Below are 15475 nucleotides of genomic sequence, written 5' to 3' on the forward strand. Positions count from 1 at the left end.
TTACGCCAAGACACTAATGCAGATATCAAGCTCACTCGGTATTGGTTTTCCGAGCACTCCTTCAATCTGCCGGACTTGCTCTGCTGTCAGCTCAACAACGCCATGTCTCACGCCCTCTTGGAGGGACTCCCAGCCAACCAAATCAAGCACGGTCTGATTGAATTCTGGTGCGACGTCCAGCTCAAATTGCACAAACTCGTTCTCGTGACCTTCAGGAAAAAAACCTTCGATACATAAAAACATAAATGACTCCCAGCTCTCACTTTGGTGTTGTTCTACCCGGCTTTGCGGGTTTGGTCTGCTCGCCTGTTTCAGGGTCGAACTCGCCTAAGTGCTTACCACGTTTGTCGTATATCTCAACTGCGCCATGTTGACGGTCCCATTCGTATATTTTTCCTGAGCTATCTACCCAACGGTGTCGTTTGCCACCACCACCTTGGACCGAGGCTTTCTGTTTTGCTCGTTTGGCATCAGGAAATGCCGTCAACCCTTTAGGCGCCGGATGATACCCATGGTCACCCGAGACACTCAGCGAAACATAGATCGGCTGAACACCAGTGTCAGGAAACGTGATGATTGCGTCTTGGTAATCTGGTGGGTGCGTTGGGTTGATCAGTATCTTATTGGCCTGCTCGGTCGGTGGGTAAACCCATACGGGCGGCAACTTTTGCGCGCCTTCCAGTGCAGGAATACCTAATACACCGTCGGGGCTTGCCGCTGGCGTCCAAGTAAGCCCAATCCCGTTGCCGATATCAGCAACGTATTTGTCACCGACTTTCCTGCCTTCTATAACGGGAACCGTTTCCCAGTCCTTTTTGCCCCCCGTGTAGAACCCGTACACGTTTACTGAGCCGTTCGGCATAGTCTTCGCATTTACACGAACGCGCGTGCGACCAGACTCAAGCATTGCGTATTGATCTTTCGTGTAGAAAGCGCTGTCTGGGGAAATGCTGGTGTTCGGTATCAATAGCGCAACAGTGCCAAGTGCCGCGTGAGTGGCAACAACGGTTGATCCTTCCAGCATAGTGAGAGCAAGTGAACCACCTAGACGTTGGGCGATAACTCGGCCGGTGGCCGACCCGCCGATCATTTGCAGCGGTGTGCCTTGGGCGGTCATTGCTGCACCGGTCCCAAGTACTGCCCACATTCCGTAGTCGGCGAGTTTTTCAACAGGCACAAATCCGGATGAATTCTTGTGGTCGATCACTCCGTCAGGAAGATTGCAGCTCTTGGCAAATACACAACCTTTCAAGTCTGGATAGGCGCCTTCCTTTTGGGCTCGCTTGACGAAGCGATCTTCATACGCCTGCTGTCTGGCGAGCATGTCGTCATAGGACTTTTGTCGGGCGTCACGCTCTGCCAGTTCAGTCGATGTCATATCCCGAAGGTAACGAACTCCAATACCTGAACCACCACCGCCACCACCCGATACCCAAACCTGAGGTATTTCCTTGTCGCGAGCCATCAAGCATCCCTGTTTCGCCGTTTAAATGCGCAAGGGACGCTACCTCATGTGGGTATGGCCTGAATGTAGGGCGGTTCTGAAAATTCGTGAAAGATCGTCTATCGCTGCGGATTGGCAGCGGTGCCACGGCCGCGTGGCGAGGGAGGGGTGGATATGAAAACGCCTCGATACTGGTTTTATGAAGTAGCGAGGCGTTGCTCATCTGGCGAGTGCCGCTGGGCGATCAGTTCTTTTGGGTAACCTGCCCCAAGTCATCGCCCGAAGTGGTTTTCATATCATCGCCACGCAGATCGGCAACGTCGCTGGCCTTGACCGGCGCACCTTTGTTGCCCCAGCTGCCACGGATGAAACTGACCACGTCCGCGACTTCCTGATCCGACAAGCGCCAGGCAAAACCGGGCATGGTGAAGGTCGAGGGCGCGGTGTGCGTGGCGGGCAGCGTGCCGCCCTTGAGCACGATGTGAATCAGCGAGGTCGGGTCGTCCGTTTGCAGCACCGGGTTGCCCGCCAGCGCCGGGAACACGCGGGTATAACCGTGGCCATCGGTGCGGTGGCACGCCGCGCAGTTGTCGATGTAGACCGCTGCGCCGGGCTGGCTGTCGTCACCGTTCCACAAGGCTTGCGCGACTTGTTTGTCGTACTGGTGCGGCTGGTCGTTGGGGTCATTGGCCGGCAACGATTTGAGGTAGCGCGCAATCGCGGTCAGGTCGTTGTCGGTCATGTATTGCATGCTGTGAGTGACCACATCGCTCATGCCGCCGAAGACTGCGCTGCGGTCGCTGCGCCCGGTCTTGAGGAATTGCACCAGTTGCGCTTCGCTCCAACTGCCGAGACCGTCCTTGTAGTCGCCGCGCAGACTTTTCGCGATCCAGCCTTCGAGCGGCGCACTGCCTGACAGAAAAGTACTGCCCTCGCCGGCATTCAGCGATTTTTCCTGCATGGTCAAGGCACGCGGCGTATGGCACGCGCCGCAATGTCCGAGGCCTTCGACCAGATAAGCCCCACGGCTGACGACCGCATCTTCGCCCGGTTTTGCCTGGTAATCCGCCACGTCCGGGGCAAACATCCAGCGCCAGCCCATCAGCGGCCAACGCATGCTCAATGGCCACGGAATGTCGCTGGCGCGGTTTTCCTGCGCGACCGGCGCCACGCCGTGCATGAAGTAGGCGTACAAGGCCTGCATGTCAGCCTGAGTAACACTGGCGTAGGACGGATACGGCATCGCCGGGTACAACGTGCTGCCATTTTTCGCGACGCCGTGGCGCACAGCTTTATCGAAGTCTTCGAAGCTGTAGTCACCGAGGCCGGTTTTGTCCGGGGTGATGTTGGTGGAATAGATAGTGCCGATCGGCGTTTCCATCGGCAGGCCACCGGCGAATGGCTTGCCGTTTTTGGCGGTGTGACACGCGACACAGTCGCCGGCCCGGGCCAGATATTCGCCTTGTTTGATCAGATTTTGATCAACTTCTGCCGCGCTGAGCGAACTGCTGCCGAGCAGGGCAAACGTCGCGATAACGAGTGCTTTCATGGTCATCGCTCCTTAAGCCTGAACCAGCGGGCCGGGGTTTTTCAGGTATTGCTCGCGGATCGCCCGAGCCGACCAATACGTCAGCGCGGCGACCAGGCCTGTAGGGTTGTAACCCAGACCTTGTGGGAAAGCAGACGCGCCAGGCACGAAAACGTTGTGCACGTCCCAGCTCTGCAAATACCGGTTCAGCGCGCTGGTTTTCGGGTCAGTGCCCATGATCGCGCCACCATTGAGGTGGGTGGTCTGGTAGGAGGCAGTATTGAAGTGATCGCCGACCTTTTTGCCAATCACGGCGATGGCTTTGGGGCCCATCGCTTCGGCGATCTTGCCCATTTTCTCGACCATGAAGCGGTTCATCTTGATGTCGTTTTCCTGCCAGTCGAACGTCATGCGCAGCAGCGGCAAACCGTAGGCATCGCGGTAAACCGGGTCGAGATCGAGGTAGTTGCCGCGATAAGACTGATGCGCGCCGTGGGCGTCCATCGACACCTGGTGGGTGTAGTAATCGGCGGTCGCGCGTTTCCACGCACTGCCCCACGCCGGTGTGCCGGGCGGGTTCGAGGTCCCGGCAATCGGCCGGCTGCCGGCCTGGTTGACCCACATCGGCGAGCCACCGACGAAACCGTGCGGCCCGTGGTCGAAGTTGTCCGCATTGAAATCGTCGATCGCCACGCCGTTGCCGCCGGCACCGATGAAGTTGTTGGTGTGGGTGTCTTTGTCGAAGAACGCCTTGATCGTGGCCATATTCTGGTAGGCGAAGTTTTTGCCGACCACGCCTTCGCCGCTGATCGGGTCGTAAGGCTTGCCGATGCCCGAGAGCAACATCAATCGCACGTTGTGAAACTGGAACGCGCCGAGAATCACCAGGTCGGCCGGCTGCTCGATTTCGCGGCCCTGACCGTCGATATACGTCACGCCGGTGGCTTTGCTTTTGCTGCTGTCGAGGTTGACCCGCAGCACGTGGGAGTTGGGCCGCAACTCGAAATTCGGCAGCGGCTTGAGCGCCGGCAGAATGTTCACGTTCGGCGACGCCTTGGAATACATGTAGCAAACGTAACCGCTGCAAAAACCGCAGAAGTTGCACGGGCCCATTTGTGCGCCGTAGGGATTGGTGTACGGGCCTGAAGTATTGGCGGACGGCAGGTTGTAGGGTTTGTAACCCACCGCTGTGGCTGCTTTCTGAAACAGTTGTGCGGAAACCGTGTTCTTCTGCGATTCCAGTGGAAACGGGTTCGAGCGATCTGGCGCGTAAGGGTTGCCGCCCTTGCCTTCGCCGACCAGTTGACCGTTTACCGTCCACGCCTGACCCGACGTGCCGAAGACTTTTTCGGCGTAATCGAAAAACGGTTCCAGCTCTTCATAGCTGACACCGAAGTCCTGAATGGTCATGTCTTTGGGGATGAAGTTTTTGCCGTAGCGTTCTTCGTAATGGCTGCGCATCCGCAGCTCGATCGGATCAACCCGAAAATGCACGCCGGACCAGTGCAGGCCCGCGCCGCCGACACCATTGCCGGGCAGGAACGCGCCGAGTTGGCGGTACGGCAGGGCGATGTCAGTGACGCTGTGGCGGATGGTCACGGTCTCTTTGGAGATGTCCTGAAAGAGTTTTTTCCGCACGCTGTAGGTCAGTTCGTCAATCACCTGCGGATAGTTGCCGTCGGGATAAGTGTCCTGCATCGGCCCGCGCTCCAGCGCCAGCACGTTGAGGCCCGCTTCTGTCAGCTCTTTGGCCATGATCGCGCCCGTCCAGCCGAAACCGACGATGACCGCATCAACCTTCTTCATTACCGTTGCCATGCTCAAGCCCTCTCGCCGCGAATCGACACTGCCGGGAAGGGGTATTGCTCGTTGCGTTCCACCCAATCCATGAAATCGGCGCGGGCGCCGGGGAAACCGATCATGGTCCAGCCGACCATGCCTTTATTGCCGCCGTGGATCGGGTCGCAGAAGAACCCTTCCTTGGTGTTTTGCAGCAGAAGGTTGAAGAAAATCTTCGCTGGGACAGTCTCGAACTGAGGTTTGCCGGCCTCGAGTTGCTTGAGCAAATCGTCTCGGGTAGCGCTGTCTTGCTCAGCAAATGTTTTGCCGTTGAGCGTTTTCGACCAGGCATCCGTGGCGGCGATGCCAAGGCGATAGATCTCTCTGGGCACCAATTTGCTCTGCCAGCCCATTTCCGCAGGGGCGTCGGCGTTGAACGGACCTTGCATGAACCACAAGGCACCCGCGGCGTACGGGGTGTTCATTTGGCGGTCGATGTATTCCGGCGCGCCGGCATCGAGTGCGCCCGGCCCTTGGGCGTCGCTCGGGATCAATTGCGCGACGGCGGCGTTGATGAACATCCATTCTTCGGCGGTGAAGTAGCTGGGTTCATACACGCTGCTGCTGACCGGGGTTTTTGCCGGGGCGGGCGCTGCGGGTGCCGGCTCTGGGGCGGCGCGCAGGACTGTGCTGCCCAGCGCGGTGCTGGCCACGGTGACCACCGGGATCAAGGTCAGGGATTTGCGCAAAAACTCACGCCGGGGGTTGTCTCGATCTTGATCAGACATGGGGTGCACCTCATCAGGCATTGACGGTTTGTGAGCCGTTTCATCGAACGACTTTTCGTTTTGGCAGCGATGCTTGGGGGCGGGCAATCGGTGAAAAAGCCGCGCATCGGCAAACTTTGGTAACAAATGGTAGCAGGCTAAGCATCGGCAAAAATCGATTCAGTCCAAATAAATCGGCTTTTGCGACGAAAGCAGTAGTCCTGCGGGCCGATTCACGATTCTTTGACGACCGGCTCACAAGCCGTTGACCGCCCAGCCGGCACGCTAGGCTGACTTCCCGCACGGTCGCTCAGCATGTCCAAAATCTTCTCTTCGATCTGCCTGTCATTGCTCGCGTTGTTCATGGTTTCACTGGCGCTGGCCGACGACATCGCGTCCACCAGGCCGGCGCAATGGGCGCAGCCGGTGGACCGCCAATACAACCTCTTTCGAATGACGCCGAATCTTTACCGCAGCGCTTTGCCCGACAGTGGCGTGGTGCCGCTGCTGGCCACGCTCAAAGTCAAAACCGTGGTCAACTTTCTGCCCGAGGCGGATTCGCGCTGGTTGGCGGTCCCCGGCATCAACCAGATACAAATGCCTTATCGCACCAATCACGTCGATGACGCGCAAATCATTGCTGCGCTGCGCACCCTGCAAACCGCCGAGTCCGATGGTCCGGTGTTGATGCACTGCAAACACGGCTCCGACCGCACCGGCCTGATCGCCGCGATGTACCGCGTGGTGGTGCAGGGTTGGAGCAAGGAAGACGCGTTGAATGAAATGACCACCGGCGGTTTCGGCGACAGCAGCCATTTCAAGGACAGCGTTCGTTACATGATGCAGGCCGATACCGACCGACTGCGCACCGCGCTGGCCAACGGTGAATGCAGCACCAGTGCGTTTGCCGTGTGTTCGATGAAGAACTGGTTCCAGTCGGCCAATCTCGAGTCGGTCACGCAACCGGCGAAGTGACGTCGGTCGGAAACAGATCACCCGCTAGCGCTCGCCCGAGGAATTCTTCCAGCGAAACCATCAAGGAGCGCGCATCCCCCGGCGCGAAAACCGCCTCGCGAAAGGCCCGGCCGGTTTGCGCGTTGAACACCCAGTCTCTATCGAAACGTTTGAACGCTTCGCTGGCCAGCACGCCCGACCATTTGTAGGCGTAAACCGACGCTTCATAGCCGGTGGCCAGGTAGTCGAAACCGTTGGCGAAACGTGCGTAGGTCGGCATTTTCAGATGCGCCAGCGTTTGCTGCACGTCTTCGAAAACCTGCTGCGGACTGCGGCCATCACCCTGGCAGCAATGCAATTCGAAATCGAATGACGCACTCAGCAACAAATACGCAGTTTCCCAACTGCTGTGTTGTTTGATCGCCGCCAGCGCCGCTTTGATCCGCGCTTCGCTCAAGCCTTCGCCGCTTTGGTGATGAGCGGCCAACCACTGCAAAAACGCCGGCGACTGGCACCAGAGTTCGAAGAACTGCCCGGCAAACTCTGCCGTATCGCGCCCGAATTCGCTGACTCCTGACAGGTTGTAGTGCGGCGAACGGGTCAGCACCTGATGCAGGCAATGCCCGAATTCGTGGAACAACACGCGCAAATCCAAATGATTGAGCACGCCCGGCTGACCTTCGGCGACCGGCGCGAAATTGGCGTGAAGGATTGCGATCGGCAACGTCTGCCGACCCTCGGCGTCGATCCGCCGATTGCGTGGGGTGGCGGTCCAGGCAAAATCCGGCGCGGGCTGGCGATGGTAGGGATCAAGGTAAATGTGGCCGATCACTTGCCCGTGCTCACTGACCTCAAACAGACGAACCTCGTCGTGCCAGCGCTCGAACAGGCTTTGCTCGACGATTTGAATGCCGAACATGCGTTCGCTGAACAGGCATAGTCGGCGCAGGGTGCCGTCGAACGGGAAATAGCTGCGCAGGTTTTTCAGCGCCGTTCCGAGATTGCGTTGGCGCAGTTTCTCGGCAAGAAACAAGTGATCCCACGCCTGCACATCGGCCAATCCGAGCTCGGCGGCAAGGGGCGCTATCGCTCGCGCATCGGCTTCGAATCGCGGCGTTTCCAGTGCCACTTGCTGGCGCAGAAAAGCGCTGACGTGCTCGGTCGAATCGGCCATGCGATTGGCCAGGCTCAATTGCGCGAAGTTTTCATAGCCGAGCAGCAGCGCTTTGCGATGGCGCTGAGCCAGCAACAGGGCCAGCACCGGTTCGTTGTCGAATTGCCCGGCGTGCGGGCCTTGATCGGAGGCGCGGGTGAAATACGCCGCGAAATACTCTTCGCGCAGTGCGCGGTTCTCGGCGTAGGTCAGCACTTGATGACAGGTGTCGCGGTCCAGCGGCAACAGCCAGCCTGAATGACCGGCCTGCCGCGCGTTCTCGGCGAGGCGATCCTGAGTTGCCTGGTTCAATCCCTTGAGGTGTTCGGCGTCAGCGATGCGCTTGCTCCACGCCGCATTGGCGTTGTCGAGGTTGTGCAGAAACAGACTTTGCAGCAGGCCGATGTCGTGATTGAGCTTCGCCAGATTGCCCCGCTGTTCAGCGGACAACTCGATCCCCGACAAGCGAAACCCGCGGAGGATTTTTTCCAGCACCGCTTTGCGCGGTGCGTCGAAATTCAGCGCAATAGCGCTTTGCGCCAGCGTTTGATACGCGCGGTACAACGCCAGATTGCTCGATTTGTCGGCGATGTAGCGGTTCTGCAACTCGGCACACACGGCGCTCGCCCGTCGCCAGGCATCGCCGTCGTGCTGCACGGTGTCGAGGGTGGCGATGATCGCCATCACTTCATCCAGCCGCGCATCGGTTTCAGCCACGGCCAGCACCAGATCGTCCCAGGTCGGGACGGCCGATTGCGTGGTGATGACGTCGGCGATGACCTGACGATTGTCCGCAATGATTTGCTCGACGGCGGGGACTAGATGTTCAGCGCGAATGGACGACCAGGGCGGCAGGTCCCAGCGCTGCAATAACGGATTGATATCAGGCATGGCAGCTTCCTTGATGAGCGTTTGAATCGGCTCAGCTTAAAAAGGAAGCGCAGGGCAGAGGTGGTAAGCGAATACCACCTTGCACCCGTTCAGGTGTGCAAGGTGGCGGATGACTCAGTGCTGCTCGTCGGGCTTTTTCTTGAGCTTCGGGTTCGGGAAGAATTGCACTGCCTGAACCTTGGCGTCCGGCACTTTCAGCGCCGAAACGTTGACCCGCGTGCCCAATTCCTTGGGCACCGACAGGCCTTGCTCGTTGAGTGTGTCGGAATAACCGCAAGCCACGCATTGGCGATGCGGGACCTCGTCTTCGTTCCACATCATCAATTTGTCCGGCTCGCTGCACGCCGGGCAGACCGCCCCGGCGATAAAGCGTTTCTTGGTGATCACAGGTCCGTCACTCATGCTGCCGCGTCCTCACTCAGGCCGCTGTGACGCAAGAGTGCGTCAATTGATGGCGCCCGGCCACGGAAGTCGACGAACAGCACCATTGGCGCCTGCGAACCGCCGCGCGCCAGGATCGCCTCGCGGAAGGCGCGCCCGGTTTCGGCATTGAGCACACCGTCTTCTTCAAACTTCGAGAAGGCGTCGGCGGACAGCACTTCCGCCCACTTGTAGCTGTAATAACCCGCCGCATAACCGCCGGCGAAGATGTGCGCAAAGCTGTTCGGGAAGCGGTTGTAGGCCGGCGGACGCATCACCGAGACTTCGTCGCGCACGCCTTCGAGCACTTGCAGCACACTGCGGCCGTCGCCGTGGGTGGCGTGCAATTCGAAGTCGAACAGCGAGAATTCCAGTTGGCGGACCATCATCAGGCCGGACTGGAAGTTCTTCGCCGCGAGCATTTTGCCCAACAAGTCTTGCGGCAGCGGTTCGCCGGTTTCGTAGTGACCGGAGATCAGCGCCAGACCTTCCGGCTCCCAGCACCAGTTTTCCATGAACTGGCTTGGCAGCTCGACCGCGTCCCACGCCACGCCGTTGATGCCGGATACGCCAGCGTGCTCGACGCGGGTCAGCAGGTGATGCAAACCGTGACCGAATTCGTGGAACAGGGTGGTCACTTCATCGTGGGTCAGCAGCGCTGGTTTGCCGCTGTCGGCCGGGGTGAAGTTGCACACCAGATTGGCCACTGGGCTCTGCAACACGCCGTCAACCGTGCGACGACGGTCGCGAGCGCCGTCCATCCAGGCGCCGCCGCGCTTGTTGGCACGCGCGTAGAGGTCGAAGAAGAAGCGGCCGACGTGCTGGCCGTTTTCCTTGATTTCGAACAGGCGCACATCCGGGTGCCAGGTATCGAAGCCTTGCTGCTCGGTGATTTCGATGCCGTACAGGCGCTGGACGATGGCAAACAAACCGCCGAGCACTTTGTCGATCGGGAAGTACGCGCGCAGTGCTTCCTGAGCAACGCTGTAACGTTGTTCGCGAAGTTTTTCACCGTAGAAACCGCTGTCCCAACTTTGCAGGTCCGGGCAGCCCTGTTCGGCGGCGTAAGCCTTGAGTTGTTGCAGATCCTGCGCAGCGAACGGCTTGCTGCGCTTGGCCAGGTCGCGGAGGAAACTCAGCACCTGATCGCTGGATTCGGCCATTTTGGTGGCCAGACTCAGTTCCGAGAAACTGGCGAAGCCCAGCAGTTTTGCGAGCTCCTGACGCAGGTCGAGGATTTCTTCCATCACCGGGCCGTTATCGTTCTGGCCGGCGTTCGGGCCTTGGTCCGACGCACGGGTGCAGTAGGCGGCGTAGACTTCTTCGCGCAGGGCACGGTCGTGGGCGTAGGTCATCACCGCGTAATAGCTGGGGAATTCCAGGGTGATCAGGAAGCCTTCAAGGCCTTTGGCTTGCGCGGCGGCGGCCATTTGCGCCTTTGCCGAATCGGTCAGGCCGGCGAGGGTGGCTTCGTCGGTGACGTGTTTGGTCCAGGCTTGCGTGGCGTCTAGCAGTTGGTTGGAGAAGCGGCTGCCCAGTTCCGACAGCTTGCTCTGCACTTCGGCGTAGCGCTTTTGCTCGGCTTCCGGCAAGTCGATACCCGACAGACGGAAGTCGCGCAGGGCGTGTTCGAGGATAGTTTTTTGCGCCACATCGAAACCGGCAGCTTCAGGGCTGTTGGCCAGTGCTTCGAAGGCCTGGAACAATTCGCGGTTCTGGCCCAGTTCGGTGGAGTAGGCGCTCAGGGCTGGCAGGCAGGATTCGAAGGCTTCGCGCAATTCGGCGCTGTTGCACACGGCATTCAGGTGGTTGACCGGGCTCCAGGCTGCGCCGAGGCGGTCATTGAGTTCGTCCATCGCCAGCACCAGGCCGGCCCAGGTCGGTTGTTTGCCTTGGGTTTTGAGGATCTCGATAATGGCGGCGCGGTTGTCAGCCAGGATCTGTTCAATGGCCGGTTGCACGTGTTCGGCACGAATTGCCGAGAACGGCGGCAGGTCGTAGGACTGCAAAAGAGGGTTGTTCACGCTCACGGTTGGCACCTTGGCTGGAAGAAACATGCGGCCATCTTAATTACAATCGACGCTCACCGCAGCTATCAGCGACAGAGAGAGAACCTATCGTGACCCTTCGCAAGTATCTCAACCACACGCCGCTGCTGGGCAAAGGCGCTTTTGTCGACCGTTCGGCGGTGGTCATCGGCGACGTCGAAATCGGCGCAGACAGTTCCGTGTGGCCGCTGACGGTGATTCGCGGCGACATGCACCGCATCCGCATCGGCGCGCGCACCAGTGTTCAGGATGGCTGCGTATTGCACATCACCCACGCCGGACCGTTCAACCCTGATGGTTTTCCCTGCCTGATCGGCGACGATGTGACCATCGCGCACAAAGTCATGCTGCACGGTTGCTCGATCGGCAGCCGCGTGCTGATCGGCATGGGCAGCATTGTCATGGACGGTGCGGTGGTCGAGGACCACGTGATCATCGGCGCCGGCAGCCTGGTGCCACCGGGCAAACGTCTGGAAAGCGGATTTCTCTACGTCGGCAGCCCGGTGAAACAAATCCGCCCACTGTCCGACAAGGAAAATGCCTTTTTCACCTACAGCGCGGCGAACTACGTGAAGCTCAAAGACCTGCATCTGGCCGAAGGTTACGACAAGGTCTGAAGCGTCTCACTCTAGCCCAGGAATTTTCATGCATCACCAAACCGTTTTATTCGACCTCGACGGCACCCTCACCGACCCGCGAGAGGGGATTACCCGCTCGATTCAATTTGCCCTGGCCAATCTGGGTATCGACGAGCCGGACCTGAGCAAACTCGAACACTTCATCGGCCCGCCGCTGTTGCAGGCGTTTATGCAGTTCTACGGTTTCGACGAAGCCAAGGCCTGGCAAGCGGTGAATTTTTATCGCGAACGTTTCAAAGTCACTGGGCTCTACGAAAACCGCGTGTTCGACGGCGTTACGCCATTGCTGGAAACCTTGAGCGGGCAGGGCCGGCAGTTGTATATCGCGACGTCGAAACCATGGATATTCGCCCGGGAAATCGCCCGGCATTTCGATTTCGCCAAACACTTCAAAGTGATTTACGGCAGCGAACTGGATGGCACGCGGACCAATAAAGTCGAACTGATCGCCCATCTGATCGCCGAAGAAGGCCTCGACCCGGCGAACACCCTAATGATCGGCGACCGCAAACACGACCTGATCGGCGCGCATAGCAATGGCTTGGCGGCTGTCGCAGTTGGTTACGGTTTCGGCAGCCACGCGGAACTGACTGCTGAAGCCCCGGCGTATCACTTTGAGACGCTGGACGAGATGCATCAGGCGTTTTTGCGCGGCTAGCCAGATCGCCATCGCGAGCAAGCTTTGCTCCCACAGATTTGTGGTGATCGCCGGTGGATGCGTCTATCTCAATCGGGATGGACGCTAATGCGTGCGTATATCGCAATCTTGTAGGAGCGAGGCTTGCCCGCGAAGGGGCCGCCCTAGACACATTCTGAGTTACTGTTTTAGCGCAGAATTTGCGTGTCGTCCTAGCCTCAAGATTCAAATCACGATCAGGGACGATCGATGTCGGACAAACTCAAGCACGCTAATCGATTGCGCACCGGCCGCTATTCAGAGTCGGGACAAATCTATCTCCTGACGGCTGTGGTGTTGAATCGCGAGCCACTATTTCAAGAATTCCGCTGCGGGCGCCTGATCGTCGATGCCTTTAGAACGGCACAGCGCGAGGGATTCGCAACGTCATTAGCCTGGGTTGTCATGCCTGATCATTTTCATTGGCTGATTGAATTGAATAGCACTCAACTACCGACGTTGATGGCTCGGACCAAATCACGCGTTGCGGTGGCGCTAAATCGTTCGATAGGGCGCCAAGGCCCGGTTTGGCAACATGGTTACCACGATCGAGCGATTCGCAAGGAAGAGGATTTGTTGGCGGTTGCCCGGTATATCGTCCGCAATCCTATACGCGCGGGACTGGTTTCGAAGGCTGGGGATTATCCGTTGTGGGATGCGATTTGGTTGTGATGTCGAGGACGCCTTCGCGGGCAAGCCTCGCTCCTACAGGGTTGAGGTGTGCACACCATCCCCCTGTAGGAGCATGGCTTGCCCGCGAAGAGGCCGCATCAGCCGCCGCTAATCTGCGCCTCGGCCATCACCCTCAACGCCGCTTTGCGCTCTTCAACCGGCAGCCCACCCAACTTCTCCACCTCGGCGTAAAACCTCAGCCAATCGCCATCAACCTGGCGGAATAACGCCGCGAACGCCGGCACCCATTGGTCGTAGAGCCCGAATGGCAGCAGGCGTGCGTTGTTCAGCGGTTGGTTGATCCAGGCGTCGTAGCGTTTGTCTCCGGCCCATTGGCTGTCGCGCAGTGCGCGGTAGTCGCTGCGCAGACGTTCGAACTCGGCGGCTTTACGTTGGCGCATTTGCTCGGCGGCCAGCGGTTGGGCGTAGAGCTGTTGCAGGCGCGTGCGGGTGTCGAGGATCAGTTGAATGAACTGGTCGCGCTGGCGCATCTGCGCGCCGATGTCAGGTGCGAGGCCACGGCTGGCGCGCCATTGGCGGGTGCCTTCCTGCTCGACGAAGGTGGCGAAGGATTCATTGAATTCGGTGTCGTCCTGCACATAAAACTGCTGATGCGCCAGTTCGTGGAAGATCAGCGTCGACAGGCGCTCGTCGCCCCAATGCATCATCGAACTGATGATCGGATCGTCGAACCAGCCCAGCGTCGAATACGCCTCGACGCCGCCAATCGCCACGTCCATGCCTTGCAAACGCTGAATGGCCGCCTCGCCGCGCGCGGCGCTTTGGTTGTAATAGCCGCGATAGGCCACGCAACCGGCGATCGGAAAACAATGATTGTGTGGCGTCAGCGAAAATTCCGCCGTGGCGAACACATTCCACACCACATACGGCCGGCCAATATCGGCGTACAGCCGATAGCTCTGATTATCCGGCAGGTGCAAATGCCCGCTGGCGAACGTTCGGGCCTTTTGCGCCTGGGCCAGGTGCGCGCGCAATTGGCTGTCGCGTTGAGGGTCGGCAATCACCTCGGCGACCGGCTCGCGGGCGCGCAGCAATTGCAGCTGACCCGACGCCAATTGCCCGTAATAGCTGACGCTGGCGCAACCGTTGAGCAACAAAAACAGCATACCCGGAAACAAAACGCGCAAAACGCGATCAAGTAACCCATGGCTTGAACACGGCCTGATCAAAATAAAAACATCCCTGGAAGTCTGCCGACAAGACTATCCCGCTTGACTGGAGCTCCGCTATGCGCAAGTTGATGCTGACCGCAAGCCTGCTGACACTGGCTGGTTGTGCCGGTTTTGGAATGCCCGACCCTGATCCGGCGCAAGCCTGGATCGACCTCGATTCAAAGCAGGAAGACGCCGCGCTGCAAGCGCTGAAAGTCGATGACAAAGCGGCCACCGATCGACGTTATTTTGAAGTGCAGCCCGGCAGCCATGAGCTGAAGGTGCGATACCAGTTCGCGGTGCAGCCGACCAATATCGGCCCGACCAGCGAACCGCTGTGGCGCGATTGTCAGTTGAGTGTGAAATTCAAGGAATTCAACGCCGGCCAGCGTTATCAGCTGCAAGCGGGGAATATCGGCTTCCGGCCATGGGCGAAACTCTATGACCAACAGCAGAAGGTCATTGGCCAAGGCACCCCGGCGGGCTGCCAGAGCACTTGATCGACGCTATGCTGAATGACTGATCTTCGGGAAATTCATCATGCGCAGGTTTTTGTTGCTGCTCGTTGCAGGCGTGCTATCCGGTTGCGCGAGCCCGTTGCCTGCGGTCAATCCGCAAATGGCCTGGGTTGACCTGGCCACGCCGACGCCGGGAGGCAAGCTGCTGATGGCCGAACGCCTGGATAAACAGCGTTTAGCCGATGGCCGCTACTTCCAGGTAACGCCCGGCAGCCACGAATTGATCGTGCGCTTCGACTTCGAGATCTTTGGCGGCGGGCTGGGGATGTTCAGCGATCCCCAGGAGCGGCTGTGCTACATGATCGTGCAATACGACCATTTCGAGGCCGGCCAACGTTATCGTCTTGAAGGCCGATCTCTTTCTTTCACCCCGAGCGCGCGATTGCTCGATGCCAAGGGTGAAATTGTCGCCGAAGAACGACAGATCAACTGCGTGCCTTAAGGCTGGTCAACTTTAGCGGGCTGATCAACGCTAGCGGGTGGCTGAGTGCCAATAGGCTGATCATCGCCATTTTTCTGATAAATGATGGCTTTTGTACCGTTCTCGCAGCTGCCGACGACCATCGCGATGTCGTGTTTTTCAGCTTCTTCCTTGGTGATGATCTCCAGCGTGTAGGACGGCACAGCCTTCGCCTGGATCTTCACTTCAATCTCATTCTTCAGTTCTTCACAATCCTTGATCTCGGCGAAGGCCGAGGTCGCCAGCGAACAGCAGAAAATCGCCAGGGCAAAACGTTTCATGGTTGAAGCTCCTTGAGGCAGCGCGCAGGTTGCTGCGCTTGAGCTGCTGTCGCTAATTCGACCACAGTTTTGCG

The 15475-nt window shown here is 58.9% G+C and carries 15 protein-coding genes and 1 pseudogene; 6 read left to right on the forward strand and 10 right to left on the reverse strand.

Annotated features, from left to right (window positions below; all coding sequences use genetic code 11):
• The 5 genes from FBY12_RS17895 to FBY12_RS17915 all read right to left on the reverse strand — a co-directional run bounded on the left by FBY12_RS17895 (position 1) and on the right by FBY12_RS17915 (position 5539).
• Positions 1-243 (reverse strand): pyocin S6 family toxin immunity protein, encoded by a 243-nt coding sequence (locus FBY12_RS17895; protein WP_145254473.1) that lies wholly within the window; start codon positions 241-243, stop codon positions 1-3.
• Between the two features lie 16 nt (positions 244-259).
• A complete protein-coding gene (locus tag FBY12_RS17900) occupies positions 260-1465 on the reverse strand; it encodes a colicin E3/pyocin S6 family cytotoxin (RefSeq protein WP_145254476.1) in 1206 nt (401 codons plus the stop codon).
• A 223-nt stretch (positions 1466-1688) separates the two neighbouring features.
• The gene (locus FBY12_RS17905; protein WP_145254479.1) at positions 1689-2993 is read right to left on the reverse strand and encodes a cytochrome c; all 1305 of its coding nucleotides are present in this window, start codon (positions 2991-2993) and stop codon (positions 1689-1691) included.
• Between the two features lie 12 nt (positions 2994-3005).
• The gene (locus FBY12_RS17910; RefSeq protein ID WP_145254482.1) at positions 3006-4790 is read right to left on the reverse strand and encodes a GMC family oxidoreductase; all 1785 of its coding nucleotides are present in this window, start codon (positions 4788-4790) and stop codon (positions 3006-3008) included.
• A 2-nt stretch (positions 4791-4792) separates the two neighbouring features.
• The gene (locus FBY12_RS17915) at positions 4793-5539 is read right to left on the reverse strand and encodes a gluconate 2-dehydrogenase subunit 3 family protein (RefSeq protein WP_145254486.1); all 747 of its coding nucleotides are present in this window, start codon (positions 5537-5539) and stop codon (positions 4793-4795) included.
• A gap of 294 nt (positions 5540-5833) precedes the next feature.
• Between FBY12_RS17915 and FBY12_RS17920 the strand changes: the two genes are divergently transcribed.
• Positions 5834-6493, forward strand: a complete 660-nt coding sequence (locus FBY12_RS17920; RefSeq protein ID WP_145254489.1) for a tyrosine-protein phosphatase — start codon at positions 5834-5836, stop codon at positions 6491-6493.
• Here the strand turns inward: FBY12_RS17920 and FBY12_RS17925 are convergent.
• The 3 genes from FBY12_RS17925 to prlC form a co-directional block, all read right to left on the reverse strand.
• A complete protein-coding gene (locus tag FBY12_RS17925; RefSeq protein ID WP_145254491.1) occupies positions 6474-8516 on the reverse strand; it encodes a M3 family metallopeptidase in 2043 nt (680 codons plus the stop codon). The genes FBY12_RS17920 and FBY12_RS17925 overlap by 20 nt on opposite strands.
• A 114-nt stretch (positions 8517-8630) precedes the next feature.
• Positions 8631-8918, reverse strand: a complete 288-nt coding sequence (locus tag FBY12_RS17930; protein WP_121732537.1) for a YheV family putative zinc ribbon protein — start codon at positions 8916-8918, stop codon at positions 8631-8633.
• Positions 8915-10993: an oligopeptidase A gene (prlC, locus tag FBY12_RS17935; protein WP_178111772.1), complete on the reverse strand. Its 2079-nt coding sequence runs from the start codon at positions 10991-10993 to the stop codon at positions 8915-8917. Before prlC ends, FBY12_RS17930 begins: the two co-directional genes overlap by 4 nt.
• Before the next feature lie 62 nt (positions 10994-11055).
• Here prlC and FBY12_RS17940 point away from each other — a divergent pair, with 62 nt between their 5' ends.
• The 3 genes from FBY12_RS17940 (at position 11056) to FBY12_RS17950 (ending at position 12970) form a co-directional block, all read left to right on the forward strand.
• Positions 11056-11601 carry a gamma carbonic anhydrase family protein gene (locus tag FBY12_RS17940; RefSeq protein WP_145254497.1) on the forward strand — a complete coding sequence of 182 codons (546 nt, stop codon included), beginning with the start codon at positions 11056-11058 and terminating at the stop codon, positions 11599-11601.
• Between the two features lie 28 nt (positions 11602-11629).
• Positions 11630-12280 (forward strand): HAD family hydrolase, encoded by a 651-nt coding sequence (locus tag FBY12_RS17945; RefSeq protein ID WP_145254500.1) that lies wholly within the window; start codon positions 11630-11632, stop codon positions 12278-12280.
• Between the two features lie 228 nt (positions 12281-12508).
• Positions 12509-12970 (forward strand): transposase, encoded by a 462-nt coding sequence (locus tag FBY12_RS17950; RefSeq protein WP_145254503.1) that lies wholly within the window; start codon positions 12509-12511, stop codon positions 12968-12970.
• 98 nt (positions 12971-13068) lie between these two features.
• Here the strand turns inward: FBY12_RS17950 and FBY12_RS17955 are convergent, their stop codons facing one another.
• Entirely contained in the window at positions 13069-14160 is a 1092-nt protein-coding gene (locus FBY12_RS17955) for an aminopeptidase (protein WP_145254506.1), read from the reverse strand.
• 59 nt (positions 14161-14219) lie between these two features.
• Between FBY12_RS17955 and FBY12_RS17960 the strand changes: the two genes are divergently transcribed.
• Together FBY12_RS17960 and FBY12_RS17965 are read left to right on the forward strand one after the other, a co-directional pair.
• Positions 14220-14642, forward strand: coding sequence for a hypothetical protein (locus FBY12_RS17960; protein WP_121732532.1), 423 nt, complete (start codon positions 14220-14222; stop codon positions 14640-14642).
• 40 nt (positions 14643-14682) lie between these two features.
• Positions 14683-15102, forward strand: a complete 420-nt coding sequence (locus FBY12_RS17965; protein ID WP_145254509.1) for a hypothetical protein — start codon at positions 14683-14685, stop codon at positions 15100-15102.
• Positions 15103-15170: 68 nt separating this feature from the next.
• Here FBY12_RS17965 and FBY12_RS17970 read toward each other — a convergent pair.
• Positions 15171-15401 (reverse strand): annotated as a pseudogene (locus FBY12_RS17970) (DUF1161 domain-containing protein); the annotation flags it as partial.
• Positions 15402-15475: the final 74 nt, after the last annotated feature.

Origin of the sequence: Pseudomonas sp. SJZ131, from assembly GCF_007828705.1 — a bacterium.
Taxonomy (GTDB): Bacteria; Pseudomonadota; Gammaproteobacteria; order Pseudomonadales; family Pseudomonadaceae; genus Aquipseudomonas; species Aquipseudomonas prosekii.